This is a genomic window from Pseudomonas sp. TH07 (assembly GCF_016651285.1).
Taxonomy (GTDB): Bacteria; Pseudomonadota; Gammaproteobacteria; order Pseudomonadales; family Pseudomonadaceae; genus Aquipseudomonas.
Genome location: NZ_JAEKED010000001.1, coordinates 5,682,996 through 5,709,925 on the forward strand (window position 1 = coordinate 5,682,996; position 26,930 = coordinate 5,709,925).

A 26,930-nucleotide genomic window follows, 5' to 3' on the forward strand; every position below is an offset into this window, starting at 1 on the left:
CCCCGGTTGCAACGGAGCCTGTCATGCCTACCCAATCCGACCTGCGCTTTACTTTCAGTATTGGTAATGAATCTTTTGAGGTTGTTGAGTTCACCCTGCATGAAGCACTGTCCGAGACCTTCCACCTCGCGGTTGAACTGAGCAGCGCCAATCCGGCCATCGACTTTGGGCAGGTGCTGGATCGTCCGGCGTTGCTGACCCTCTGGCATGGCGAAACGCCGACGCGCTATGTGCATGGCGCCGTTTCCTCTTTCGTGCAACACGACAGCGGCTTCAGGCGCACCCGTTATTCGGCGGTGGTCGAGCCGCGTCTGGCAGGGCTGAAGCTCAGTTCCGACTGGCGCATTTTCCAGACCCTTACCGTGCCGCAGATTACCGAGGCGGTGCTCAAGGCTCACGGGCTGACTCAAGACTACGAACAACGGGTCACCAACGAGCATCTGTCACGTGAGTACTGCGTGCAGGCGGGCGATACGGACTACCACTTTGTCGAACGCATCATGCGCGAGGAAGGGTTCTTTTATTCCTTTCGACACAGTGCCGAAGGTCACCAACTGGTTCACAGCGACCGCCTGTTTATCCACGGTCGGGTGGGCGATGAGCCGGTGCAATACAATCCCACGCCCGGCGGTGATCAGCCTCAGCCTGCACTTCGCCGATTCGCCTATAGCGAAAACGTACGCACGGCGCGCCAGACCCAACGCGATTACACCTTCCTCCATCCGCGCTATGGCCATCAGCACAGCCGTGATGGCGTCGATCTCGACCATCAAGGTCGCCAATACGAACGCTACGATTACCCGGCCCGAGCCAAGTTTGATGAGGCCGGCAAGCCCTTCGCTGAAAACCGCCTACGTGGTCATCGGCGCGACGCGCGCATGGCCCTAGTGGAGGGCGATGATCCGCGCCTGCAACCGGGCATTTCCTTCACTCTGGCCGGCCACCCACGTGAAGATATGAACCGAGGCTGGCGCCCGATCAGCATCGTTCACCACGGTAAGCAGCACACCAGCCAGGCTGAAGAAAGTGCCGAGGCGCAGCTGAGTACGCACTACAGCTACCAGGCCGAACTGGTCCCCGATGATGCCGAATGGCGCGCCGAACCGCTGCCTAAGCCACTGATCGACGGGCCGCAAAATGCGCTGGTGGTTGGGCCACCGGGGGAAGAAATCTATACCGACGAATACGGCCGAGTGAAGGTGCAATTCCCTTGGGATCGCGAGGGCAAGCAGGACGAATACAGCTCCTGCTGGATCCTTGTTTCGCAGAACATCTCGGGCGCGACCTGGGGCCATATGGCGATCCCGCGAATCGGCCAGGAGGTTATCGTCTCCCATTACGACGGCGATCCCGATCAACCGATCATCACCGGCCGCACTTATAACCGCCTGCAACTGCCGCCCTACGAACTACCCCGGCACAAGACCCGGATGACCCTCAAAAGCAAAACCCACAAGGGCGAAGGCTTCAACGAACTGCGCTTCGAGGACGAAAAGGACCAGGAGGAAATCTATGTCCACGCGCAGAAAGACCAGAACATCCATATCAATCACGACGAGACCACCTTCATTGGCAATGATCGCAGCGAACAAGTCGAGCACGACGAAAGCATCAGCATCGGCCACGACCGCAAAGAGACGGTCGGCAACGATGAACAAGTCAATATTGGCCAAGACCGGCGCCACGATATCGGCCAGGACGACTACCTGACCATCGGCCGCAATCACACGATTCGCACCGGCAAGGACCGCACCGAAGAGGTCGGCAATCACCGCCGCGACAAAACCACGGCCAACCACTGGGTCAGCATCGGCGGGCATCAGGAACACAGCGTGGAAGGTCGATCCGAACTGCAGGCAGGTCAGGCGATTCGTCATCGCTCGCAGGTGATCGACCTGCAGGCCGGAGAAATCGTCCGACTGCGCGGCCCCGGCGGCACCATCACCTTGCACGATGGCGGCATCACCCTGGACGGCGTCGCCATCAACATCAAAGGCCCGATGACTCAACAGGGGGGTGGCAAGGGCAACTCGATGTCGTTGTTGAGCGACGTGGCAACAGGTGAAGAAGCGGACGCTTCTTTCCTCCCCTCCTTCTCCGGCGATGCCTAAGGAAACGCAGCAGCCATGGCCACATTCAAGTTTCCGTTCAAGGATCAAGCAGGCAAAGAGGTACGCAACGCCGACCTCTACTACGACGCCCTCACCATGGCGTCGAGCGGCTACTACCCGCTGGGCCCGTCGGGCGTGCATTGCGGTATTCACTACGAGTCCGCCATGGCCAACACCCTGGCCCTCGTCGACGGAATAGGCGCCATTGCCAAAGGCGAAGTGGTGGCTTACAGAGTCAACCGCCGTTACCTCGGCGTGCGTGGCCGGGCGACACCGCCCATGTCGGACAAGGTGCTCTACAGTTCGGGCTTCGTACTGACCCGACACTCACTCGAGTACCCCGCTGGCAACAAGCTGACCTACTTCTGCCTGGCCATGCACCTGCGGTCCTTTGAGGAATATGAGCGCCTGGGCGCCCGGGCCAAGCGCCCACCTTACTGGACGGCCAAGGTCTACCGCGTCTCGGAACAGGCCGATGACAAGCAAGACGCAACTGCGGGTTCTGCAGCAACCAGAATGACCGGACTGCGGGTGCGCGCCGAACCGTCAGCCGGTACTACACCTATCCTCGGCATTCTCCCGCACGGGGCCAGAATCATTGGCAGAAAGATCCATGACAGGAAGTGGGTGCGCATCCAGGCGTTGATCGAAGGCGACATGGCTCCATTGAACACAGGCGATGCCGCACCGGAAACCAGCGCGGCCATTGACGGTTGGGTGTTTCTCAAAAGCCTGACAGAACAGTCTCAGGTGCCGGATGCCTTTGACGAAGTCGTCTTCCCCACTCCCCCACTTAAAGTCAAAGCGGGAGCACTGCTTGGGCACCTCGGTGAATATCAACGAATAGCTGACCCCGGCTCTTCCCGACCCATGCTGCACCACGAAATCATCGTCGGCCCCGACCTGCCGGCCTATCTGCACAAGAGCAGAACCGCCGCGAAATCGGCCAAACCGGAACACAAGACCCTACTGCGGATGGCACCCAGCGCCCAGCTATACAACGCCGTACTGGCACCCGCCCAATCCGGCCTCCTCAGTGCAGGCACGGTCATCGAGCTGGAGAGCGCCCCACCGGACGATGCGGTCTATGTCAACGTCAAACCCGCAGCCACCCTGCAATGGATCGATCGCACGGCGAAGCTGCCCGCCGGGGCACGGGAAGCCAGGCTGTACCGCCACAGCAACACCGGCGCCTATACCGCTGCCGACATCATTGCCGAGGCAAGGCGTGGAACCGCTGGCCAAGCCGGTGCCACAGGCTATCGCGGCATCTTTGTCGATGCCAGCGACCAGACACCGATCTGGATCGCCAAGAACACCTACCGCGGCCTGCCCCCTGGGCAAACAGAAACTGCTGCTGTCGGACGTGGCACAGGGCTGGGACAGCTACCCCCTGACCTTTGCCGCAAACGGCCACAAAAACGGGGCCTTCCCCCAGCACTTCGCCATTTCAACCCTGGAACAGGCACGCCCCGCCACGCCAGACCCTGCCAGCGAGCCCATCGGCTTTGCTCTGGATGAAGCGGGAAAACGCTGGTGGCAAGTGCAACTGAAGGACGGCATAACCTCAGCCATCGGCTGGCTCGGAGAAGAAAACCACCCAGGCATCAGCGTGCATTCGCCTCACGAATGGGTGGACTTCAGCGTCATCGAAGCCGAGTCCCAGACGCCAGCCTACGGCAGCTACTTCCTGACCCTGGCAGAGATGGCAGCCTTCCAACGTGGTGAAAAAGCGCTGCAGAAAAACCAGCTGGATACCCCCTTGCAGGAAGTTTTTGACACCCTCGACAGCCACCCCGATGGCGCACTGACCTTGGGCGAACTACAAGCCGCACAACGCAGCCGTAGCACGCTGCAACGTTTGTCCCGAATCATCCTGCGCTACCCCACCGAGTGGAAAGCCGACCCTCAGGCTTGGGCGCACTATGATGCCGAAATTCCTCCGTCAAATAGGGCGGCCTGGGAAAGTGAAAAGCAGCGCATGGGGGAGTTGGTTTGGTGGGATGAGGTAGCGGGGAAGATCAATGACTTCCCCGCCGATCAACTTATCTTCCACTTCCATATAATTTCTTTTATATCAAACATGAAACATCCTGACCCTGACGAATTACGGCATTTATCCATGACTATATATGGTGAAGCGCGAGGACAGAATTACGCTTCAAAAATTGCAATCGCCTGGGCAATCAGAAATCGGCTGGAAAGTAGCCACTGGGGTGACACATACAAATCCGTAGTAACCGCAAGATATCAATTTACATGCTGGGAAAAGAACATAGACCCTGATGGCTATGAGGCAATACACAACCCAGTTGGAGAAGCATGGAAAGATAGCAAACTAGCAGCAATGGAAGTTATGCAAGCACCTCAATCAAAAAATGTACTTTCAGGAGCGACAAATTACTACAGTCCCAAGTCACAAGCGGCACTTCACAAAACCGACCCTAAACGCTACCCAAGCACACCAGCATTTGCAAACCCAGAAAAACGAGTACCAAATCCAAATGGAGTAAGCAATGAAGATTATCAGTTCTACAAGCCTTAATATATTTTGGGCGCTTATAGCCTTTATTCTATATCCAAGCATTTCTTATGGCGTAAATCTGGATGAAACGACAAATTTCCCAAAAAGCGACTATCAAATATCCTCACACTGCCACAACGTGAAAGGATCGCAGACTTGCAAAGTATATTTACTTCAAGATGTAGAAAAAACGAAAATTCTTGATTTCCCTTCCCCCCCTTCGTCCGTAAAACTACAGCACGACGTATTTATTATATTATTCCCGTGCGGCACACAGTGCTCTGCAACTTACTTTTACAGCAAAAAAAATGGATTAGATGGACCATATCCTTTAATAGTAGATTACGACCTAGAGCGCGAAATTGCTCTGAGCATTGCCAAAAACCCAATCCAGATACATAAGCTATTCAAAAGCAGGAAAAACAAGGCATACAAAAGCATTACGTTAGACTTACCACTGGACAATAAATTTGACCCCAGCTCAATAGTGGACGCACACATAGACAAAAACTCAATAACCATTGAGTACATTAATCAGATGGGCGAGCAAACCACCGCCTCTTATGTTATTACAGAAGAAGACACCATTCACAAATGACACAATCAATTACATTCAAACAGACCAATAAAAACTCACAGAACTTAAGAAAAGAACCTAAAAAAATACAATCCAAAAAAATATCACAACACAACAAACCGTTAAAATTAACCCTCGACATATAGACATGTTTTTTCTAAGAATTTATTATCCAAATCTATGCCCTAGAAATTACTAGCAACCATTCCGAAACACGAACACCACGTCCTTTCTACAAACAAAAAACACAGAGATACTTTTCGAACACATGACATTTATTCAAACGAAATCAATTCAATTATAGAGGACGCTATGAGCCTCATGAAAAATCTACCGACCAGCCTCAAGCACGTTATAAACCGACTACTCACTAAAATAAAATCTCAACTACAAAAAACAACTCTCTATATTCTACTACTTATTACAGGCGCCGCATCTGCGGCACCTTCAGCAATCCCTGAAGAACTGCTAGGCCAATGGGAAGTCCGCGAAGTTCACCTCAACACAACTTCAGGGCGCACCTTTCATTACGGCTGGAACTCCCCGTCACTTCGGTGGAGAATATTCAGCTTTGAAAAATCACACATTTCAAACAACACACCAGAAAAATCGATACCTTGTAATGCCCCCAGAGCGGATATCGAGTTCAAGAATGTCAGCAAAATGCTGAATACCCTTTCGGGTTATGACGAACATGCCGACCAATCAACAGCTGAACATTACAAGCTAGAAATCCCTGAACACCTCAATGCAAAGTTTATTAAAATCAACTGTTCAGACGGCGCGTGGAACGGAGCAATTTTTTCCGCAAAAAACACTAACGAACACTTTTCGAATGGGGCTTGGCTATTCTTTCTTAAAGAGGATGAAATTGCGCTGCGCTGGTACGATCAAACACTATTGATTCTCAAAAAAATACATCCAAATACTAAACCAACGCCTTCATTTCCTTGTGAGAAAGCAAGATTGAATGCCGAAATAGCAATATGCAAGTCTCACGAGCTTGCAGGCCTAGATAAGGGCGTGGCAGCAGCCTACAACACGCTTCTTAGCTTCACGAAGAACGAAACTCCCAATGATGTGAGCCGTGTACGACACGAACAAAATGAATGGCTGAAAGTGAGAAACTCATGCGGCGCCGAAACGTCATGCTTGTCAAAATCAATGGAGCAACGAGTTAACGAAATGGACATGCCGCTAGACTAACAACCCTGTTCAGAAAAGCATTACCCCTTCATTAACCCGCTCCAAACCTTGACCTAATGAATATTTCAGAGCGGACCACGAAACACTCGCTAAATAACAAAAAAGGCCAGCCTAGGGATTCCATCAGGAGAGACAAATGCACTCACTGACCAAGTCAATAAATCGAGTGAACTCAAGAATGAGAGCTGCACTGTATTATCTAGCAGTCCTTCTGCCCGAACATGCATGCGCTGCCAACCCCCCGATACCAAAGTTCACCGACTATCCTGCGGAAATTTACTCGGGAGGGTGGATGCTTCCTTCATCTATAAAACAGGATGGTGATATGTGGCGAGATAATATGGGGAAAATGGTCCCTCCGCCCTCTATAAATACAGCAGGAAAGTTTTACATAGCAGCACACAGCTGCGGAACTTCATGCAGATACTACACGCTTACCGACCTGTCCAACGGACGACCATCCCAAGCGCTTAGGTTATTTTCAAGTCAACATGCCAGCTCGAAAAGCTCTAAAATCGGACATGTCACAATAGTAGATCTAATCACTCACCCAGAGAGCTTTCTAGTTCTAGCACGTTCCTACAGCGAAACCACAGACCGACAGTTGCCTCATTGTTTGGCTCGCTACTTCGTACTATCTGACGACGGGAAGTTCATCAAGCCAATCACGAAGCCACTAGAATGCTCAGACAATTAAAACAGGAAGCACAAAAAAATATTGGACTACAGATGCATTGAAACTCCTCCGCAATACATGACTGTCTGAAAATAAAAGTTAGCGCCCGAAATAGTTGGCTCAGCCGGATGAAATAAAAGTGAGATTTCCGATAGAAAGAGCCACTTCCCACATCCATGCATTAGGCGTTGCGACGCGCATCCGACAGCATGTGAAAGTACCAAAACTCGTCATGGCAATAGCTTGGTTAAAGGTGATGGCGACCGGTGTAGTAACCGGACGCCATACTCGTGCTATCTGACTCGAATCTCTCGTCCCAGGTGCGCCTGTTGGGTCGTACGCACCTGGTTATTTCTACCCTGCTGCCTGTCGCTTTTATGCGGTGCCTGCTTCGCCGCCTTTACCTGAGAGCGGCTCTGGCGGTAGCCCGCTCTCCGCACTCTTGCGCAGCCCATCCTGCAGCAGCGTTTGCGGCAAGGAGAAGCCTTTGAATAGCGGCTGGGTAAAGGGGTTGTTCGCCTTCTCCGTGCTGATGCGGTAGCGCATGCCGCCGTCCGGTGCGGCGAAGCTGATGTCGACGCTGGTGCTGGTGGCGCCGTGCAGGCGGGCCTGGCTCAGCAGGCGATAGAGCGACCAGGGACCACGGTAAACCAGGCCGCTGCTGCTGCCGCCGGCGTTGACCAGCGTCATGCGGCTCTCGTTGCTGGGGGCCAGGGTGTTTGGCCAGATCAGCGCCGTGCTGGTGGTGGGGCCGTGGTTGTAGGAGACCAACTGCCCTTCCACGCTGAAGGAACTGCTGCGTTTGTTCGGCGCCATGCCCAGTGGTTCGACGTAGAACTGCACACCCAAGGTGCCACGGCTGTTGAAGAAGGCATCGCGGATTTTTTCGGCTGCTTCCAGTTGGGTCAGTACGTCGGTGCGCACCAGGTAGCCACCCAGGCGCTCGGAATACAGGGCTTCCAGATTGTCCTCGATAAACAGGTTGAGGTATTTCTCGCGAAATTGCTGCAGGCGTCCCTGCGGACCGAAGAACGCAGTGAAGTCATCCAGCGCCACTTCCTCGCGGCTGGCCGGGCTAAAGGGGTAACGGCTGGCCAGGCGTTCACGGTAGAAGCGATAGACGTCCGTCTCCCAACGGCGCTCCAGTTCCCGCAGCGCCTCCACCAGGATGACCCGCGATGATTCATCAGCCAGTTTGCCTACCTGGCGGTTCAGCGGTTCGGGCAGGCCGGCAGCGATGCGCTGCAGGTTGCTGATGGGGTCGGGGCCTTTAAGGCCGAAGCGCTCCAGCACCACCGCCAGCGCCGCCTTGCCGCGGTCTGGGCCGTCGTGGACGGTTCGCACCTTGTCTTGCACGCTGCCGATGGCTTGCATGGTCTCGTCGAGGTAGGACGGACGCTCGCCCTTGGCATCCAATAATTGGCTCATGGGCGCGAATGCCCGGGCAATGCCGATGATGGGCGTGGCTTGCGCCTGCGTTGTGTCGCCCGCGAGCTTGTCTGCCACCGCCATGGCTTGGCCGGAGGCAGCCTCGTCGTCGGACGCCACTGCGCTCAAGACGCGGGTACCCAGTTCGCTGTTGTCACGCACGGTTTCCACTAGGCGGCGCAGGGGCGCGGCCGGGCTGGTGACGCTGGCCAGTACGTTGACCGCCTCGGCAATGTCCTGAAAATCGCGCACCTCCAGTTGATTCAGATTCTGTTGCCAGGTGTCGATGTAGTCACGGCTGTAGATGGCCCGGATTCGATCGGCCAGCGCACGCTTGTCGGCGTCGGAATAATCGATATTGCGACGCTCGCCCAGGGCCCATTGATCGATCATTGCCAGCTCGGTGAGGTCCTCGCTGTGGGGGGCGAAGTAGCTGCGGTAGCCCTTGGCCGTGAGCAACGCGTCGATACGGCCATCAGCGGTGGCTTGTCCTTCCTTGCCCCTGCCGACTGTATCGGGTTTGTAGACCACATCGAATGCCGGGCCGATTTCGTTGCGCAAATCCAGCGGCGCGCGCAGGGTTTCCCCGGCCTGGCGGCGCATGGTCATGTACACCCGCTGCGGCAGCGGGATCTGCCGCAGCTCGCGCTGCACCACGGAGACCCGTTCCTGATACTGGGGCAGCTGGGTATCGGCGTATTTCATCGCATAGTCCAAGTGACGCATCAGCGCGCGCTGCACTTGGTCCTCTCCTGGAAATGCCCGCACCCAATGCTCGCCCATCCAGCGCTCGACTACGGGCGAGCGCCGATTGGCTCGATCCTCGATCATCCGGTAAACCCGCAGGGCAGCCAGTTGCCCATCACCGTCCACGGCCGGGCCGTCGAGTTGCTCCATGACACCACTGGCCAATGCGGGCAGGAAACGTTGCGACAGCAACGTGAGGTAGGCCTGGTCCACCTTGGGACCGATTTTCCGGCCCTGGTACAGGCCCAGGTCTGCGAGCACCGGCCAGGCATCGCGGTAGTCGCCATAGACGGCCACTGCATTGCTGATCTGATCCAACGGTTGCAACAGATTGCGTCCAGTGGGATCCAGTTTGCCGTCGATGGTATGGGTGCTGTAGGCACGACTGCGCTCAAGCACATTCATCGCCTTGTCGCGGTTCACCGAATAGTAGTGGTACCAAGCGCCAATCAGGACACTGCAGCCCAGGGAGGCAACACCGAAGCGCACGGCCAGGGCGCGTTTTTTGTCGGCGAGAACCCGCGGATTGTCTCCCGCAAGACCTGATTCGGGGTAGATGACACGCTGGAACAACTGCTGGGCGAAGTAGACCATGGCTCGCCCGCTGGGGTGCATGTTCGGCACCGGCTCGCGGATGTCGTAGTTCTGCGAGGCAGACGCGACAAAGGCGTTGGTCAACACACCCTGCTGATAGACCGAGGACAGGAAGACCCCGCGCGGCAACGCCGGGGTCATGTAGCGATCGCTGCCCAGGATGTCGCTCAATAACTCCAGCAACAATGGGCGCATGCCCGTCAGTTGCCGGACCAGGGAATAGAGCGCCTCCCGTTGCGCGAGTTCGCTGACGTCGGCCAGGGCATCGAAGACCTGCTCGTTCAGGCGCTTGAGGAACTCGTCGTAGCGCGCGCCGAGCTCATCGAGCCAGGCGTCATAGTTCTGCAGCGAATCGAGGGTGAACGTGAAGCCGAAGATGTCTTCGCGAACGGATTTCGGCAGCCGCGCGAAGAGCGGCTCGAAACCTTCGAGCAAGTCGAACTTGCTCAGCACCACATACAACGGCGGACGAGTCCCCAGTTGTCGACTGAGCTCCACCAGCCGTGCACGCAGCAACGAGGCCAGCGCCTTGCGGTCGCTGGGCTGCTGGTTGAGCAAGGTCACCAGACTGACGATCAGGACCACGCCATTAAGCGGGCGTCGGCTGCGGTTGCGCCCCAGCCAGGCGACGAAGCCGTCCCACAGCCGCGGATGGATATCTTCCGGCAGCACCGACGCAGCAGCTGGTTGCGCAGCGGCTTGGTGATCGCCCTCCTCGCCGGGTTGATCCGAATCCGCTGGCGCCGCCATACGCGGCTGGCTGATCAGTTCGCCGGGCGGATCGATAAGTACGCCCTGGTCGCCGATCCACCAATCAATGCGGTAGATCCTGTCGGGATCTTCCTGCATCCGCCGGCTGCTCGCCTTGACCTCTCCCGTCAGTGAAAAGCTCTGGCTGGAGCGGTTGACGAAACTGGTCTTGCCGGCGTTTTCCTGGCCCAGCACCAGATACCAGGGCAGTTGGTAGAGGGCGTTGCGCCCCTTTAGATTGGCCTGGAGGATGCTCAAGCTGTTGTCCAGGTCGCGCTCCTGAGCCTGCACATAGCGTAGACAGGGGTCCAGTTGCAGCGCCTGTTCCTGGTGGCTGTCGGCCTCCAGCGTCCGATTGCGTTGACGCAGGCGGCTCACCCAGACCAACAAGGGAAGAACCAGCAGCACCAGGGTCGCGAGGACGCGCGCGGCGAGACCGGCCAGGGGCTGATGCTCGCCCCAGGTCCATTGCGGCCCCAGCCACCAGATGCCCGCCAGGGCCAGTACCAGAATCAGCAGCAATGCCAGCGGCATGCCCTGCTTGGCCATGCCCAGGAGAGGCCGGCCATAGCGCTTCAGGTTCGACCAGATATTAAACATGAGATTGCTCCTAATTCTTGCGTTCCGTTGCTAAGTGCAGATGCTGTTGAAGCTGCTGAAAAAGATCCGGTTCCCACTCCGATGCCGACACGCCCTGCATCAGCTGATGCGCACGCGCATACAGGCCGTCCGCGAGCCAGGCCAGCCCGCGCTCGCCCAGCAGTTCGGCGGTAATGGTCATGACATGGCAGCCATGGCGAGGGTCTGTCGACGTGTGCTGGATCGCCTCAAGCCGCTGAAGCATGGATTCCACCCCAGAGGTCTCCAGCGCATGCCGCAGTTCATCGCGCAGCGCGGGGTATTGCTGCCCGGCGCCAGGCTTCGCAGCTGAGGCGTCGGCCCCACTGACCCAGGCCTGCGTCTCGCCATCCACGAACGGACGACCGTCGGCAAACTGCAACTGGGTCAGGGCCGGTAACTTCGCCAAAAAACGCTCGGTGGCCTGCCTGATGGCTTCGGCCACGTTCTGCATCTCAAGGCGACGGGCCATACCGGCCGCCAGGTAGCTGCCGCGCAACCAGTAGGGAGAAGAGGTGACGCTTTTTTCGAGGCGCAGCAGCATCACGGGGTCAACCATATTGGCCTTGAGCGCCTCCCAGTAGCCGTCGGCAGTCTCGGCAGGCACGGCCATCAGCTCCGTACGCAGGGTGTCCTTGCGAGTCGTTGGCGCCGCGCTCAAGTGCGCCCACAGGGCAAAACGGCGCAACAGATAGCCTGTCGGATCGTAGGCATCCTGTTGGTTGATGAGATCGGCCAGGCTGAGCAACGAACGCCGCGTTTCACGTTCGTTGCCAGGGTCCGGGGCAAAGGGCGTGAAGAAGGCCTCGGTGACCGCCGTCGTACGTGGGGACAATTCCAGTTGCGCCTGCGCCAACTCGGGCGCCCGCGTGGTCTCCGCCCTCTGCCGGAGCAGGCCTTCCAGCCGGGTCAGGACAGACGGATCGAGCCGGGTTTGACCAACGCTGGCTTGCAGTGTGTCCAACGCCTGCTGGCCCGCCTTGTAGTACTCCTCGGCAAAGCCCTTTTCATCGAGTTTTGCCAAGGCTTCGCCCAGGCGCTCAAGCTGTTGCGCCATCAAGCGTCGCTTGGCGGTCAGGCCCGAGGCACCGGGCTTGGGGTAGCTGCTGTCCCAGTACTGGCTGAGCATGCCGGCCAGCAGTGCCGCAGCCTCAGCCCAGCCGCGCCAGCCACCGATGCGCATGCGTGCTGTCGCCAGGTGCGCGGCGATGCGCAAATGCTTGCAATGGGCCTGGAGATACTGACGTGAAGCGTCATCCACATAGCGCCAGCTGATGCTCGCTTCCTGCAAGCCGCCGAGCTTCATCATCTCGGTATCGATGCCCTGGTAGGCGTTGTCTTCCTCATCGAAGTCGCCGGCCGGCCGCAGGGCGGTTATCGGGGCCAGAACGGTGTCGAGGTCCAGCGCAGGCTGATTGTTCACCAACGGCAGGCCTCACGTTGTTTCCCGATCATCTCGTGCAGCGCAGCGACGTCGAACGCCAACCCATCGAAGGGCCCATGGTCACTTTCCAGGCGTAGCTCCTGGGCGGGACGGGTCAAATGGCGGAGCTGTTCGATGGCCACCAGACCGCGACCGGCATCCGTGACCGTGCCATCCTCCACCACCTGCCACGGGCGGCTCGCAGAAATCGGCCGCCCGTCCAGCAGCATTCGGATGCTGACCCGGTTGACGTCAAGCGGTTGCGCGCTAAGCAACTGCAGGCGGGAGATGTTCTGCAGGCAGCTTATCGCCAGCTTCAGCCGAGGCTCGGTACCGCCCAGCGCGGGGGCTGAAATCACGACCTTGGTTTGCCCCGGCAGCGCATCTTCGACGCGCAGCAGCAACAACCCGGTTTGCTCGGCCTTGCGCCGAGACTCGTTGCGTTGCACCAGAGAAACGACGTCCGGCACAACCACCGATGCAGGTTGCTCGACGGCCGGGATCGGGGTCGCTGCAGCCGCTACAGAAGTCGGCGGTGTTCCCGCTGCGGCATCGAAACACCCGAGACGCTCGAGCGCCGAAACGATAGTCGTGCAATCTCGGGCCGCAGCCACTACCTCCTTTCCCGCACCGCATCCCACCAAGGCCGTGACTACCAGGAGCAATGCCCCACAAGTTCTCATCGTGACTCTTCTCCATTCAGATTCAGATCCAGGCATTTGCGCGCCAGGGTGCGTTTGGGAATGCCCAGGCTGATCGCCGCCAGCCGGCGCGATCCGGCAGCCTGGCGCAGACGGTCGTCCAGCAGCAGACGTTCGAACGTTGCCAGGGCGGCGGGCAGATTGTCGGTCTGCCATAAATGCTGCAGCACCGCCTGTGCATCGCGCTCCGCTGCGGGCCGTTGTCCGTTGCTCTCGAGCTCGACCAATTGATTGGTCTGGATGCGCTTGCCTCGGGGAGTGCGCTCTGCAGCCGCGAGCACCAGGCTGCGCAACTCCCGGACGTTACCCGGGAAGCCGTAGCGCTGCAGGCTCGCGAGGGCATTGTCGGAGATACCCGCTACCCGGCCGGGCTGCTCCCGGTTGTGCTCCAGCAGGATGTGCGACACCAGCGCCGGCACGTCTTCAATGCGCTCGCGCAACGGCGGGATGTGCAACACCAACTGGCGGATGCGGAAATACAGGTCTTCACGAAACAAGCCATCGCGCACCCGTTCCGGCAAGGGCCGGTGGGTGGCGCAGATCAGGCGGAAGTCCGAGGACTGTTCACGGGTGGCGCCCACGGGGCGAAATTTCTTTTCATTGAGCAGACGCAGCAGCGTGCCCTGTAGAGGCAGCGGCATGTCGCCAATTTCGTCGAGGAACAGCGTGCCCTTATCGGCTTCCGCGACCAGGCCCGTGCGGGCCTGGGTGGCACCGGTGTAGGCTCCGCGGGTGGCACCGAACAGCTCAGCCTCGATGAGTTCCCTGGGGATCGCCGCACAGTTCACCGGCACAAACTTGCCCTTGCGCGAGGACGCCTGATGAATAAGCCAGGCCGCATGGTCCTTGCCGGCTCCGGTTTCGCCAGTGACCAGCAGCGACAGCGAAGAGCCTGCCTGGCGCAGCATTTCTTCGCGCACTCGCCGCGCTGCCGCCCCTGCGCCGATGAAGCCGGCGGATAGCAGCCGCCGGCGCCCGCGCTCTTCATCCTGCTGCTGCAGAACGGCCTGCTGGGTCAACGCCAACTCGTCCGCGCCACTCCTGTTCAGGAGCCCGCTCAGCACAGCGTCGTAGAGTTTCCACAACTCCTGCCAAGCCGGGTCATCCAGCCACGCCTGAAGAGCCTCCCCTGTCCCCGCCAGCAGCACCACCGCAGCAGGTTTGCGCTGCGCGTCGAACAGCGGCAACACCTGCCAGGCGTCGCTGCCCGCCAGCCGCTCGCCGAGTTCCTCGTACCCTCGCCCTACACCGATCAGCGTGTCGAGTTGGCTGATATGACGAGCCTTACCGCTCCTCAGGCAGTAGACCAGCGGGTTGTCCAACTCTTGCAGCGACAGCAGCGGAAGCTGTTCCAGAGCTGTAGCCTGGCTCGCGATGGGCCGCATGCCGTCATCAGCCGCCTCTCGCCAATAGCAGACGCCATAGCGTATTCCGGACATGGTGCAGGCTGCTTTCAGGAAGCGCGCCGCGAGGGGCGCAATGCCCTCGGCCTGAACCAGCATGCGCGCGAGCGCCGCAGCGTCCCTGGGGCTCAAGGGCATTGCGATCACTCCAGGTGAGCGGCGAAAGCGGTGCCGCTCCAGCTGACCCGCGAACGCTGGAAAGGCTGGGCGCCGGCGAGGTGCTTCAATACCGCCAGCGACAACGGCGGCAACATATCCCCTTCAATGCTGGCATCCAGCAGGCGTGCGCCGTTCTGATGCCGTGTGCAGCGCGTGCGCAGCTCGGTCCTGGCGCAAGGTTCGAAGGTCAGTTGCGCGGCATAACGTTGCTTGAACTGCTGCTGGAGGCGCTGCAATCGGCTGTCGACAATCTGCTCCAGCGTCGCCTCGTCCAGGTAGCGGAACGGCACGATTTGCATCCGTGCCAACAGGGCCGGCTTGAAGAACTGTGTAAGACGACCCCGCAACGCCTCGCTGCCGAGGTCTGACAACGGCCCTTCATCCTGATCGAAGCCCAGGTTTGAGGTGAGGAAAAACAGAATATTCTGGCAGTCGATCCGCCGCCCCTCGCCATCGGCGAGCTCGCCCTTGTCGAAAGCCTGGTAGAAGATATTCAGGACTTCCGGGTGGGCCTTCTCGACTTCATCCAGCAGTACCACTGAATAAGGCTTTTTGCGGATGGCTTCGGTGAGTACGCCTCCCTCGCCGTAGCCGACGTAACCCGGTGGCGCACCGAGCAGGCGCGAGACCGTGTGTTTTTCCTGGTATTCCGACATGTTGATGACGGTCAGGAATTGCTCGCCACCGAACAGTGCATCCGCCACCGCCAGCGCGGTTTCGGTCTTGCCCACTCCGCTCGGCCCCACCAGCAAAAAGGCGCCCATGGGCGTACCCGGGCGGCGCAGATCGGCCATGGCCGTCAACAGACGCCGGTGAACGGCCTCGATTGCGGCGTCCTGCCCCTTGACCCGCACGCGCAAGGTAAAGGGCAATTGATCAAGACGCTGAAACTGGTCGCTATTGATGGTCGCTGCGGGAATCCCGGTCCAATCGGCAATGACCTGGGCAATCTGCTCGGCCCCCACATCCGCATGGAGCAAGGCGCCATTGCGTTGCAGCTCGGCCAACAGCGCGACCTTGTCTTCCAGGAGTCGTGCCGTTTCGTCCTGATGTTCACTGGCGCGCAGGGCAACGATTTCGTCGATCAATACCTTCTGTTGTTCCCAGGCAAGCTGCAGTTGCTCAATGTCTCGTTGGACTTGCTGGCGGGTGACATCCAGTGCTTCCAGCCTGGCCAGTTCGGGCTTGCGTCCGGCGCGGGCATCGCGCCACAACTGCTCTGACTCGGCGTCGACCTGCCGCCGTTCATTTTCCAGTGCGCAAAGGCGTCGCGGAGGCTCAGCCAAGGCCGTGGCGACTCGCGCACATGCGGTGTCCAGCACATCGATGGCCTTGTCCGGCAGCTGGCGTCCCGAGAGATAGCGCGCCGAAAGCGCCGCAGCGGTTTTCAGGGCATCGTCGCCAATGTAGACCTGATGCGCCTGTTCATAGACCGCCCGCAGACCCCGCAGGATATGAACCGCCTGCTCGACGCTCGGCTCATCCAACTGCACCAGTTGGAAGCGGCGTGTCAGGGCTGGGTCCTTCTCGAAGTATTTTTTGTACTCGGACCAGGTGGTGGCCGCAATCGTCCGCAATTCTCCTCGAGCCAGCGCCGGTTTCAGCAGGTTGGCCGCATCACTGCCCCCAGCGGCATTGCCGGCCCCGATCAGCGTATGCGCCTCGTCAATAAAGAGAATGATGGGGTGTGGGGCGTGCTTGACCTCGTCGATGACCGCCTTCAGGCGCTTTTCAAACTCGCCCTTGACTGACGCCCCAGCCTGCAGCGCCCCGAGGTCCAGGCCCCAAAGGTGCACCGCCTGCAACGGCTCGGGCACCCGCTTGTCGACGATGCGCTGTGCAAGCCCTTCCACCACAGCGCTTTTGCCGACACCGGCGTCGCCGACCACGATGGGATTGTTCTTACGGCGACGCGAGAGAATGTCGATCATCAGATCGATTTCAGCATCCCGGCACAGGACAGGGTCAACGCCGCCGGCGCGTGCCTGTGCCGTAAAGTCATGTCCGTATTTCTGCAGCGTACTGTCGCCGGTATTGGGTGCAGCACCGACTGTCTCAGCCGACGTCAAGACGGGCGCCTCGGATGATCGGGCGAGCAGTTCGGAGAATCGCTTGCGCAAGGTTTCACGATTGACGCATTCGAGACGTTTAATCACCGCCAGAGGGAGGTAGCGCGCCGGGTTCTGCAAGGTCGCCAGCAACAGGGCGCCACTTCGAATCTCGGCCTGAGCCAGCTCTACGCTGCTCAGCAGCCACGCATCCTGCAACGACTCCACCAACAACGGGGAAAATGATGGATACGCATGGCCATACCCACCATCGCGCTCGGCGAACGCGGTAGCGAATGAATGGCGTATCTCGTCGAGATCCAGGCCGGCATCAGCCAGCACCAGGCGAACATCACACAGCGGTTGCTCAAGCAGTTTGTAGAGCAGGTGCCCCACCGTCACTTCCGCACCACGCTGGCTGATGCAGAGGCTACCCGCCTCCTCCAATGCGTGTCGGCAAACGGGGTGTAAACGCTCTAGAAGCGCCGCCAGATCAATCGTGATCATACTTGGACTCTCTCATCATCGATGAAACTTACATATTGTTTGATTGGCAAAGCCAAACCGAAGCGCATTACGTAATTAGCGGGGAGTTGCTTTAGAAGTAACAATACGAAGATCAAAGGCAACCGAGCACTCGTATAAACACAGGGCGATTTACTGCCAAACAACACAAGCCGTTGAAAAGAACACAGGCAACCAGCCTATATCCATAAGATATTTCTTATATCGCCAAGGCATTTTCTTTATTTGCAGAATTACCCTTAACCGCGAATTAGATTATTCGCCACCACCTTTAAGAAACTTCCTATATACGGACCTAAAGTATTGACCGTAGCCTCACCCTCCAACGTCCAGCCTGTCGAGTTTCGTCGCTCTCCAAAAGTGGAAAGCTCAAGCTCCACCCCTTGCAGCAGTGCATTTTTCCACTCTCTGCATGGGATCTATTGCGGACTCTCGGCCCTGATCGGCATTAGCAGGCATCAACTAGAAAGTTAATTACAAGGAGTAGCCCATGGCTTCAAAGACTGGCTCAGTCGCCCCCAAGGAACGCATCAATATTCGCTACGTCCCGGCGACAGGCAATGAGCAAGAAGAAATAGAAATTCCTCTGAAGATGTTGGTACTCGGCGACTTCAAAGGGCATAGCGATGAAACTCCGCTGGAAGATCGCCCAGCCGTCCAGATCAACAAAGACACTTTCAACGACGTTATGGCAGAAGCCGGACTTAGTTTGAAAGTTGAGGTGCCGGCAGTCCTGGAAGACGGCAACGACAGTGACACCCTCAACGTCAGTCTGAAGTTCAAGAACATAAAGGATTTCTCTCCCGACTCCATCGCCCGGCAGGTCCCTGAATTAAGCAGGTTGCTGGAACTGCGCGAAGCCTTGGTGGCACTCAAGGGGCCGATGGGCAACATCCCGGCGTTCCGCAAGCAGATCCAGGCGCTGCTGGGTGATGACAGCACACGCGGCAAATTAGCCCAGGAACTTGATCAGTTGCTGGCTGCCTCCGAGGCCTGAAGCCTCGCTTCCTGCCCATCCTCATTTCTCCAGGTTTCAATAGGGACGCAAAGATGACGCAAGCTCAAAACGCCGAAGCCCAGAAACACGCTGACGGCCAGCCAGAGGGCGGCCTGTTGGCCCAAATCATGGCCCAGACCCGTCTTGAACCCAGCCAGGAAGGCTATGCGATCGCCGAACGCGGAGTCGCCGCGTTCATTTCAGAAATGCTCAAGTCCGATGCGCGCGAGCAGCCGATCAATAAGCAACTGGTCGACCAGATGCTCACTGAAATCGATCGCAAGCTCAGCAAACAGATGGACGCCGTCCTCCACCAGCCGGAGTTTCAGGAACTCGAATCGATCTGGCGCTCCCTATACGATTTCGTGCAGCGAACCGACTTCAGAGAAAACATTCAGGTTGTCTTCATCCCCGTCACCAAAGACGAGTTGCTGGAGGACCTGGAAAGCGCCGCCGACATCACCCGAAGCGGACTCTACAAACATGTCTACACCGCAGGCTACGGCCAGTTTGGCGGCCAGCCGATTGGCTGCATGATCGGTAACTACACCTTTGGCCCCTCCGCCCCGGACATCAAGCTACTGGGTTATCTCGCCTCCATCGGTGCGATGTCCCATGCGCCGTTTCTCGGTGCTGCCGGGCCGGAAATGCTCAACCTGGAGTCCTTCGAGGAGCTGCCCAACCTCAAGGAGGTCAAGGACATTTTCGAAGGCCCGCGCTTTGCAAAATGGCGCAGCCTGCGTGAGTCCGAAGACGCGCGCTACCTCGGGCTGACCATGCCCCGCTACCTCCTGCGCCAGCCTTACGATCCACTGGAGAATCCGGTTCGCAGTTTCACCTACGAGGAGACCATCGACGGCAACCATCACAACTACCTGTGGGGCAACACCGCCTTCCTGATGGGCAGTCGCGTTACCGACAGCTTCGCCAAATTCCGCTGGTGCCCAAACATCATCGGCCCGCAGTCCGGTGGCGCGGTAGAAGACCTGCCGATGCACCTTTACGAATCCCTGGGCCAGTTGCAGGCCAAGATCCCCACGGAAGTGCTGGTCTCCGACCGCAAGGAATTCGAACTCTCCAGCGAGGGCTTCATTCCGCTGACGATGCGCAAGGACAGCGACAACGCGGCGTTCTTCTCCGCCAACTCGGTGCAAAAGCCCAAGCTGTTCCAGAAAACACCTGAGGGCCAGGCGGCACAGACCAACTACATGCTGGGTACGCAGTTGCCCTACATGTTCATCATCAACCGCCTCGCGCACTACATCAAAGTGCTCCAGCGCGAGCAGATCGGCAGTTGGAAGGAACGCCAGGATCTGGAGCGCGAGCTCAACAACTGGCTTCGTCAGTACGTCGCGGACCAGGAAAGCCCTTCCAGCGATGTTCGCAGCCGCCGCCCCCTGAGGGCCGCCCATGTCGTCGTCCAGGATGTCGCCGGCAACCCCGGCTGGTACCAGGTCGCGCTGTCGGTACGTCCGCACTTCAAATACATGGGTGCCAACTTCGAGCTGTCGCTGGTCGGCCGCTTGGACAAGGACTGACAGGGAGCCTGAACCATGCCTCGGTCGCCGGGACAGGGAAGCCTGTTCGAACGTCTGGACCCGGACCTGCCGCTACGACGCAGCCGCACGCGTCAAGACGTGGCGACCGAGCGTATCCGCGCCATCAAGCGCCAGTTGGAATGGATCCTCAACTCTCGCCACGGCAGCTCCCTGAGCAGCCCCGGACTGGGGCTCAGGGACTTGAATGACGCGGCAATCGGCACAGTGGATCTGCGCCAGCAGGTGTGCCTGGATATTCGTCACGCCGTTGCCCAATACGAACCTCGGGCTCGCATCATCGAGGTCAAGCCCCTGGGTAGCACGGCCTCACCGCTCGATCTGGGCTTTCGGCTGGTCTGCCTGGTTCCTCTGAACCACAGCGACCAGAAAGTGGAGATCGACCTATTTCTTCACCATCAGGGCCGACAGGTCAACGTCACGTAGCAAATAGCCCGGGAGGCTAGCTGGATGCCATTGAAGGGAAAATTCCGCGAGGAACTGGATTATCTGCGTCGCTTGCGCCGCGTGTTTGCTCGTAACAACCCGCAATTGGCCCCGTTTCTGGGTGAGGAAGCCACGGACCCTGATGTCGAGCGGCTACTGGAAGGCTTCGCCTTTCTGACCGCCAAACTGCGCCTGAAGATCGAAGATGACTTTCCGGAGCTGACCCACTCGTTACTGCAAATGCTCTGGCCGAACTATCTGCGCCCCTTGCCTAGCGCCACCATCATCCAGTTCGAGCCGGCGGACCACTCCATCACCGGGCGTCAAACCGTCCCCCAAGGCACCTATATCCAATCGCGGCCCGTGGCTGGCATCCACTGCCAGTTCCGGACCTGCCAGGACGTGTGCGTGTACCCATTCAATATCGCTGACATCAGCGATGGCCATTCCCTGGAAAAATCGATCGTACGCGTCGACTTGTCCACCTTGAGCCAGAGCCCGCCCAACACCTACGACTGCGACAGACTCGACTTCTACCTCAGCGGCAGCGACTACAACGCACAGACGCTGTACCTCTGGCTGGCCAAGTATCTGAGTGAGATCCGCATGGAGGTGGACGGTGTGGTTCGGCACATTCCGCTCAACCAGATCGATTTCCCCGGCTTTGAGGCCGACGCCGCGTTGCTGCCCTATCCGAAGAACGCCATGGACGGCTATCGCATCCTCCAGGAGTACTTCCTCTTTGCCCGGCGTTTCTACTTTTTCGGGCTGAACAATCTGCGCGCCTTCTGGCCGGATCAGTCGACCACAGGCATTCGGATCGAATTCCACTTCAGCCGCCCGATGCCGGTGGATGTCCGAGTGCGCAAGGACGACCTGGCCCTGTATTGCACGCCGGCGGTCAATCTGTTCGAGCATGATGCCGAACCCGTTCGCCTGACCGGCAAGGCCGCGGAGCATCGCCTGCAACCCGGCGGACAGCGTCCGGATGCCTACGAGGTCTTCAGCATCGACAAGGTCGACGGCTGGAAGAATGAGGACAGCGGCCAGCCCGGAGAATGGCTGCGCACCTACCAGCCATTCGAGTCGCTGCGCCATCAGATTGAACACGAGCATGGCCGGACCACCCTGTACTATCGCGCGCGGCTATCCCCGTCCCTGGTCGAGTCGGGAGTTGAGCACCGCATCGCCTTCGTCAGGGGTGATGACCACCACTACATCGGGCGGGAAGAAACGGTTTCACTCTCGCTGACCTGTACCAATCGCGACCTTCCCCTGGCCCTGGGCATTGGCGATATCTGCGAAGGCACCCGCAATACGCCGGCCTTTGTTCGCTATCGGAACCTCACCGCGCCAACCCCTTCCTACCGCCCGATCCTCGACGGCGACCTGCATTGGAGCCTGATCTCCAACCTGTCACCGACCTACCTCTCACTGCTGTCGGTCGAGCCTCTGAAAGCCATCATCGGCAACTATGACTTCTCGGCGCACCACGACATCCAGCGCGCCCGGGCGACGCAAAAGCGCCTGGACAGCCTTCAGGAAGTGGTCAGTACCCCACTGGAGCAGATGTACAAGGGGCTGCCGATTCGCGGCACTCGGACCGTGATGAAGCTGGATCAGGAGGGGTTCTCATGCGAGGGCGACCTCTATCTGTTTGGCACCGTGCTCAGTCGTTTCCTCGCGCTGTACGCCAGCATCTCATCGTTCCACGTGCTGGAAGCGATCAACACCTCCAATCAGGAGCACTACGCATGGCCGATGCGCAGCGGTACGCAACCCCTGATCTGAGCGAAAAACTGTTGCACGACGCCAAGGGGCATGACTTCTTCCGCCTGTTGGAGCGCCTGCACGCGCTGCATGCAGACGACCTAGAGTCGCCGGACAGCTATGAAGCCGAGCACCAGCGAATCCATCTGAGCAACCATGCCGGCCTGGGTTTCCCCGCCTCGGATGTCGCATTTGCGGAGCACCTCGAAGGCACAATCCCGCACCAGTATCGCGTGCAGGCGACCTTCTTCGGTATGCACGGCACCGACTCGCCCTTGCCCGGTTACTACCTGGACCGCCTGGCCTACGAGGCCGGACAGGGTGTCGGGGTCCGCCCCGCTTTTTTCGACTTTTTCAATCACCGACTGCTGACGCTGCTGCACCAGGCATGGCGCAAATACCGCTACTACATTCGGTTTCGTCCTGGGGCCGACGACCAGTTTTCCCGGCGAATTTTCGCACTTATTGGCCTGAAACATGACGCCACCCGTGGCGACACACCGATCGCCTGGAGCCGCCTGCTGAGTTTTGCCGGCGCCGTCGTGTTGCGCAGCCGCTCACCCGGGATGCTGACAGGCCTCATCGCCCATTGCTTCGACCTGGAGGACGTGCAGATCCGCGACTTCGAGTTGCGCTACACGATGATCACCGAAAACGACCGGATTCGCCTTGGCCAAAGCAACGGCCAACTGAGCGAGAGTTTCCAGATCGGCGACAGCGTCCGCACCCGGCACTGCAAATTCACCCTCGTCATTTCGAACTTGAGCCAGAAGCGCTTTCGCGAGTTTCTGCCGCACGGCGAGAACTTCGAACGGTTGCAGCAACTGATGGTGTTCCTGTTGCGTGACCCGGTGCCTTGCGACCTCGAACTGGGCTTGCGCCTAGACGAAGTGCCTCCCTTCAACCTGCGGCAGGCCGAGGGCACCCAACTGGGGTGGACCAGCTTCCTGGAACAGCCAGCCTTGAGCAGGCCGCCACCTGTCAGAGTTTCCTTGCGTACATGAACAGCACACTCTCCGCCCAACACCTGGCCCTGGTGGTCGACAACCCCCAGGTTCTGCACAAAGGCAGTCAGCCAAGGCACGTCTTCGATAAAGCCGGGGGCACCATCGGTGCCCGTGGTGCCGACTGGATCCTGCATGATCGCGCGGGCCGGGTTCGGTCCATCTATTGCGAAATCCGCCACGAGGATGGGCACTTCTTCGTCATCGACCGCAGCGGCCAAACCCGCGTCAACGACCAGGCAGATCCTCTCGGCGAACTGATGAGCGTCCAGCTGCGCAGCGCCGACAAGCTCCATGTCGGCCCGTATCGCCTCACTGTCAATGTGGATGAGGAGGCTCACGCGCTACCCGACCCTTCCCGACATCTTGCGGAACATGAGGTCGGTGAACTGCTGGGTTCATCGATCGACTCTCTGGACAGCCTGCCCGCCGCCGGCGACGACTCGCCAGCGGCAGGCTTCCAGCCACGACAAGAGCCTGGCTGGTCCGACTTCGAGTCACTGTCCGAGCCGGCAGCGCCCCATGGCCAGCTCGATCCGCTGCAGGCCCTGGAAGCCGCTGCGGGTCAGCGCAGTACCACACCGGATGGCTCCGCCCTGGACACTCGGCACTATGGATCCTCGGTTCTGGCCGCCCAGGTCGATCTTTCCACCACCCGCTTCGAAGCCGTTTCCGGCGCCCCCAAGCACGCCTCTGGAGATTTCCCCATGTCGGGACAAAACAGCCCTTCTACCTCGGCCAACCCCTGGCTGGATGACCACTACACCCAGGGTGGGGACCCGGCCGGGCTCGTGGCCCCTTTTGTCGAGGGCCTGGGCGCGCCCGTGGGCGCACTGGACCCGCATGCGGTGCATGACCTGCTGTTCGAAGCCGGCAACACCCTCGCCGCACTCATCCGTGGTCTCGGCAGCTTGAGTCAGGCGCCATCAGGTCAACGCCTGGGGCTGGCGAACCGGACCTTGCAGCCCATCGAAGACAACCCCCTGCGCCTTGGCCAAAGCTACCCGGAGACCGTACGTGCACTCTTTTCCAGTGAGCGCAGCCTGGTTCACCTGTCGCCTGCCGCAGCGGTCGAGGAATCCCTGGAACAGATTCTTCGGCAGCAGGGCGCGATGCTCAAGGCGGTTGCCGCCGGTTTGAGTGCGCTGCTCAAGGCGTTCGCCCCCGAACAACTGGAGCGCAGATTCGCCCGCTATCGATCCGGCCAGGACGGCCAGGCACTCCCTGGCGACCGAGCCTGGCAAATGTACCGGCACTATTACGACGAACTGAGCTCCAGCCGCCAGCAAGGCTTCGACAAACTGTTCTGGGAAGTGTTCGACCAGGCCTACGACCAGGCACTGCGCGCGGAGGCGCCATGAGACAAGCCATCGCACTGCTGTTGGGCGGCGCGTTGCTGTCCGGTTGTAGCACGGTGGGCAACGTGTTCAGCAAAACCGGCCAGGTCCTGATGGATCCCGAGATCCAGGTGGGGGCGATAGAGGATCAGCCCACGCAGATCGCCTTGAGCCTGTATGCCAGCAGTGGCGTCAACCCGAATCCGATTGCCGAGCCGGATATCGAACTCGAGATCAGCGAGCCACTCGATGAGGGTCCCTTCGCCGTCAACCTGCACAGCAACACCCGAGAGGAACTGGTGCTGAGCCTGCGCGCCTTGCTCACCCACCTGCAGGAGGAGTTGCGCGCCGCGCCGACCACTATAGCGGGCGTCAAGCAGCCCCCCACCTTCGAACTTAACGTGGACGCTACGCAGCCTTCGTTCGTTTTCGACCCCTGGGTCGACGTCAGCTCCGCAATGAGCCCGCTGCCCTCCCCAGCGCATTGGGGATTGCGTCAAGGCACTGCCCCAGAGGACGCCGACGACGTGCTGGCCCTTGGTGCAGAGCCCGAGGACGTGGCCTTGGGCCAATACCGCAGGCAGCTGACTCTCACGCCCGCGCCTGCTCCCCAGGTGCAAGCGTCCACCAGCGCCACGCCCGTGTCCTTTCGCGTGATTCAGCTCAAGGATGATTCGCTGCTGGAGAACGCCGACCCCAACCTGATTCACAGCAAACCCAAGAAGGCCCTGGGCAGCACCTACATCACTGCGGACGATTACCTGCTGGTGCCCGGCCAGTTCAAGTTCGTCAATTTCAGTGCCCTGGACGAAAAGACCCGCTACATCGCCGTGGTGGCCGCGTTCCACGCGCCTGACGCCCAGCGCTGGTACGACGTGTTTCGTGTGGAGCCTCGCGGGCGAAAATACGCCTTGCTGGTGACCCTGCAGGAGACCCGTGTCGCCATCACCGACGAAAGCTACCGTCCCGAGCACGCTGCCCCGCACGCCCCCACACAAGCGAGAAAGTACCCATGACCACCCGCAACCCCATCGTCTGGAGCGAGGGGCAATTCGTAAAGCCGCAGCACTTCCAGCAGTCCGATCGCTACCTTGAGCACTACGTCAATGTTCGCCTGGGCAGCAAGTACGCCTATGGCTTCGCCGACCTGGAGCTCAACCAGGAGTTTCTGTCGTTCGGCAAGATCGCGATCGTACGCGCCCGGGGGATCATGCCGGACGGTACCGCCTTCAATATTCCCCATGACCAGCCGCCACCGGAACCACTGGCGATTTCCAACGCGGCCGCCGCCAACCAGACGATCTATCTGACCCTGCCGCTGCGCTCGGATGGGGTATCCGAGGTGCGCTGGCCGGATACCTTTGGCAATACCCGCTACGTTCACCGAGCGGAAGATATCCGTGATACCCATAGCCACCAGGGCAACCACACCCCCATCGCCCTGGCCGTGCCCAACCTCCAGTTGGCACTGGAGCGCGACGACCGCAGCGCCTTCACCAGCCTCGCCCTCGGACGCATTCTGGATCGGCGCCCCGATGGCAGCCTGCTGCTGGACAGCGATTTCCACCTCACCGGCATGTACCTGCAGGCGATCCGGCCACTGGCGCACTTCATGGAAGAAATTGCCGCGCTGATCCACGAGCGCGCCAAGAGCATCGCGCAACGTATCGGCTCTCCCGGCCAATCAGGCGTGGCCGACGTGACTGACTTCAACCTGCTGCAGGCCCTTAACCGCTGGCAGCACCTGTTCCGACACCTGGCGCGCGACGCCGATGTTCGGCCAGTGGACGCCTACCTGGCGTGCGGGCAAGCCTGTGGCGAACTGACAACCTTCACCGATGAAGGGCGCACGCCCCAGGACTACCCCGCCTACCAGCACGACAACCCCCACGCTTCGTTTCGCATGCTTGAAGAAACCCTGCGCCGGGTGCTCAGCACCGTGCTGCAACCTCGGGCCGTTTCCCTGCCGCTGGAAAAACAGGGCCACGGCGAACTCACCGCGCATGTCGGCGACCCGAGCCTGCTGCAAAGTGCCGATTTCATTCTGGCCGTTCGCGCGCGCATGCCGCTGGAGCAAATGCGCCAGCTGTTCGTCCGTCAGGCCAAGGTCGCCTCGCAGCAATCGCTGCATGAACTGATACGCCTGCAACTGCCGGGCATCCCCCTGATGACGCTGCCGGTAGCGCCCAGGCACCTGCCGTTCCACGCCGGTTTTACCTACTTCCAACTCGACCGCTCGCATCCCAATTGGCAACGGCTGATGCAGCGCGGGGCCACCGGCTTTGGTTTCCACATTACCGGCGACTTCCCGGAACTGGAGTTGCAGTTCTGGGCCATTCGGAGTCAATAA

18 protein-coding genes are annotated in these 26,930 nt (G+C 59.4%); 13 read left to right on the top strand and 5 right to left on the bottom strand.

Translation table 11 applies throughout. The features are described from left to right. Positions 1–23 precede the first annotated feature (23 nt). From JFU57_RS26100 to JFU57_RS26120, 5 genes are all read left to right on the top strand, one after another. Entirely contained in the window at positions 24–2,111 is a 2,088-nt protein-coding gene (locus JFU57_RS26100; RefSeq protein WP_201131271.1) for a type VI secretion system Vgr family protein, read from the top strand. Between the two features lie 15 nt (positions 2,112–2,126). Next, on the top strand, positions 2,127–3,632 hold the full coding sequence (locus JFU57_RS26105) for a hypothetical protein (RefSeq protein WP_201131272.1): 1,506 nt from the start codon (positions 2,127–2,129) through the stop codon (positions 3,630–3,632). Between the two features lie 22 nt (positions 3,633–3,654). Further along, positions 3,655–4,656 carry a cell wall hydrolase gene (locus tag JFU57_RS26110; protein WP_201131273.1) on the top strand — a complete coding sequence of 334 codons (1,002 nt, stop codon included), beginning with the start codon at positions 3,655–3,657 and terminating at the stop codon, positions 4,654–4,656. Then, positions 4,628–5,233: a hypothetical protein gene (locus JFU57_RS26115; RefSeq protein WP_201131274.1), complete on the top strand. Its 606-nt coding sequence runs from the start codon at positions 4,628–4,630 to the stop codon at positions 5,231–5,233. Before JFU57_RS26110 ends, JFU57_RS26115 begins: the two co-directional genes overlap by 29 nt. A gap of 291 nt (positions 5,234–5,524) precedes the next feature. Beyond that, positions 5,525–6,418 (top strand): lysozyme inhibitor LprI family protein, encoded by an 894-nt coding sequence (locus JFU57_RS26120; protein WP_201131275.1) that lies wholly within the window; start codon positions 5,525–5,527, stop codon positions 6,416–6,418. 1,051 nt (positions 6,419–7,469) lie between these two features. Here the strand turns inward: JFU57_RS26120 and tssM are convergent. From tssM to tssH, 5 genes are all read right to left on the bottom strand, one after another. Continuing rightward, the gene (gene tssM / locus JFU57_RS26125) at positions 7,470–11,213 is read right to left on the bottom strand and encodes a type VI secretion system membrane subunit TssM (RefSeq protein WP_201131276.1); all 3,744 of its coding nucleotides are present in this window, start codon (positions 11,211–11,213) and stop codon (positions 7,470–7,472) included. 10 nt (positions 11,214–11,223) lie between these two features. Continuing rightward, positions 11,224–12,654 (bottom strand): type VI secretion system protein TssA, encoded by a 1,431-nt coding sequence (gene tssA, locus JFU57_RS26130; protein WP_201131277.1) that lies wholly within the window; start codon positions 12,652–12,654, stop codon positions 11,224–11,226. After that, positions 12,651–13,268: a type VI secretion system-associated protein VasI gene (gene vasI, locus JFU57_RS26135; protein ID WP_201131278.1), complete on the bottom strand. Its 618-nt coding sequence runs from the start codon at positions 13,266–13,268 to the stop codon at positions 12,651–12,653. Before vasI ends, tssA begins: the two co-directional genes overlap by 4 nt. Before the next feature lie 65 nt (positions 13,269–13,333). Next, positions 13,334–14,896 carry a sigma 54-interacting transcriptional regulator gene (locus JFU57_RS26140; RefSeq protein ID WP_201131279.1) on the bottom strand — a complete coding sequence of 521 codons (1,563 nt, stop codon included), beginning with the start codon at positions 14,894–14,896 and terminating at the stop codon, positions 13,334–13,336. A 5-nt stretch (positions 14,897–14,901) separates the two neighbouring features. After that, positions 14,902–17,472, bottom strand: coding sequence for a type VI secretion system ATPase TssH (gene tssH, locus JFU57_RS26145; RefSeq protein ID WP_201131280.1), 2,571 nt, complete (start codon positions 17,470–17,472; stop codon positions 14,902–14,904). A gap of 508 nt (positions 17,473–17,980) precedes the next feature. Between tssH and tssB the strand changes: the two genes are divergently transcribed. From tssB to tssK, 8 genes are read left to right on the top strand one after another with little or no spacing between them, the layout of a single operon-like run. Beyond that, positions 17,981–18,487: a type VI secretion system contractile sheath small subunit gene (gene tssB / locus JFU57_RS26150; RefSeq protein ID WP_078468975.1), complete on the top strand. Its 507-nt coding sequence runs from the start codon at positions 17,981–17,983 to the stop codon at positions 18,485–18,487. Between the two features lie 53 nt (positions 18,488–18,540). After that, positions 18,541–20,025: a type VI secretion system contractile sheath large subunit gene (gene tssC, locus JFU57_RS26155; RefSeq protein WP_201131281.1), complete on the top strand. Its 1,485-nt coding sequence runs from the start codon at positions 18,541–18,543 to the stop codon at positions 20,023–20,025. A gap of 15 nt (positions 20,026–20,040) precedes the next feature. Then, complete coding sequence (tssE, locus tag JFU57_RS26160) at positions 20,041–20,469, top strand: type VI secretion system baseplate subunit TssE (protein ID WP_078468973.1); 429 nt, start codon at positions 20,041–20,043, stop codon at positions 20,467–20,469. A 24-nt stretch (positions 20,470–20,493) separates the two neighbouring features. Next, a complete protein-coding gene (gene tssF, locus JFU57_RS26165; protein ID WP_201131282.1) occupies positions 20,494–22,260 on the top strand; it encodes a type VI secretion system baseplate subunit TssF in 1,767 nt (588 codons plus the stop codon). Continuing rightward, the gene (gene tssG, locus JFU57_RS26170; protein ID WP_201131283.1) at positions 22,224–23,243 is read left to right on the top strand and encodes a type VI secretion system baseplate subunit TssG; all 1,020 of its coding nucleotides are present in this window, start codon (positions 22,224–22,226) and stop codon (positions 23,241–23,243) included. Before tssF ends, tssG begins: the two co-directional genes overlap by 37 nt. Next, the gene (gene tagH / locus JFU57_RS26175) at positions 23,240–24,604 is read left to right on the top strand and encodes a type VI secretion system-associated FHA domain protein TagH (protein ID WP_201131284.1); all 1,365 of its coding nucleotides are present in this window, start codon (positions 23,240–23,242) and stop codon (positions 24,602–24,604) included. Before tssG ends, tagH begins: the two co-directional genes overlap by 4 nt. Then, positions 24,601–25,596, top strand: a complete 996-nt coding sequence (gene tssJ, locus JFU57_RS26180; RefSeq protein WP_201131285.1) for a type VI secretion system lipoprotein TssJ — start codon at positions 24,601–24,603, stop codon at positions 25,594–25,596. Before tagH ends, tssJ begins: the two co-directional genes overlap by 4 nt. Beyond that, positions 25,593–26,930, top strand: a complete 1,338-nt coding sequence (gene tssK, locus JFU57_RS26185) for a type VI secretion system baseplate subunit TssK (protein ID WP_201131286.1) — start codon at positions 25,593–25,595, stop codon at positions 26,928–26,930. Before tssJ ends, tssK begins: the two co-directional genes overlap by 4 nt.

Excerpts from the sequence above, each read along its gene's own strand:
- JFU57_RS26105 (WP_201131272.1), top strand. The coding sequence starts at position 2,127 with ATGGCCACATTCAAGTTTCCGTTCAAGGATCAAGCAGGCAAAGAGGTA.
- tssF (WP_201131282.1), top strand. The coding sequence starts at position 20,494 with ATGCCATTGAAGGGAAAATTCCGCGAGGAACTGGATTATCTGCGTCGC.
- tssE (WP_078468973.1), top strand. The coding sequence starts at position 20,041 with ATGCCTCGGTCGCCGGGACAGGGAAGCCTGTTCGAACGTCTGGACCCG.
- tssC (WP_201131281.1), top strand. The coding sequence starts at position 18,541 with ATGACGCAAGCTCAAAACGCCGAAGCCCAGAAACACGCTGACGGCCAG.
- JFU57_RS26140 (WP_201131279.1), bottom strand. The coding sequence starts at position 14,896 with ATGCCCTTGAGCCCCAGGGACGCTGCGGCGCTCGCGCGCATGCTGGTT.
- tssH (WP_201131280.1), bottom strand. The coding sequence starts at position 17,472 with ATGATCACGATTGATCTGGCGGCGCTTCTAGAGCGTTTACACCCCGTT.
- tssG (WP_201131283.1), top strand. The coding sequence starts at position 22,224 with ATGGCCGATGCGCAGCGGTACGCAACCCCTGATCTGAGCGAAAAACTG.
- JFU57_RS26115 (WP_201131274.1), top strand. The coding sequence starts at position 4,628 with ATGAAGATTATCAGTTCTACAAGCCTTAATATATTTTGGGCGCTTATA.
- JFU57_RS26120 (WP_201131275.1), top strand. The coding sequence starts at position 5,525 with ATGAGCCTCATGAAAAATCTACCGACCAGCCTCAAGCACGTTATAAAC.
- tssM (WP_201131276.1), bottom strand. The coding sequence starts at position 11,213 with ATGTTTAATATCTGGTCGAACCTGAAGCGCTATGGCCGGCCTCTCCTG.
- JFU57_RS26100 (WP_201131271.1), top strand. The coding sequence starts at position 24 with ATGCCTACCCAATCCGACCTGCGCTTTACTTTCAGTATTGGTAATGAA.
- tssJ (WP_201131285.1), top strand. The coding sequence starts at position 24,601 with ATGAGACAAGCCATCGCACTGCTGTTGGGCGGCGCGTTGCTGTCCGGT.
- tssK (WP_201131286.1), top strand. The coding sequence starts at position 25,593 with ATGACCACCCGCAACCCCATCGTCTGGAGCGAGGGGCAATTCGTAAAG.
- tagH (WP_201131284.1), top strand. The coding sequence starts at position 23,240 with ATGAACAGCACACTCTCCGCCCAACACCTGGCCCTGGTGGTCGACAAC.
- tssB (WP_078468975.1), top strand. The coding sequence starts at position 17,981 with ATGGCTTCAAAGACTGGCTCAGTCGCCCCCAAGGAACGCATCAATATT.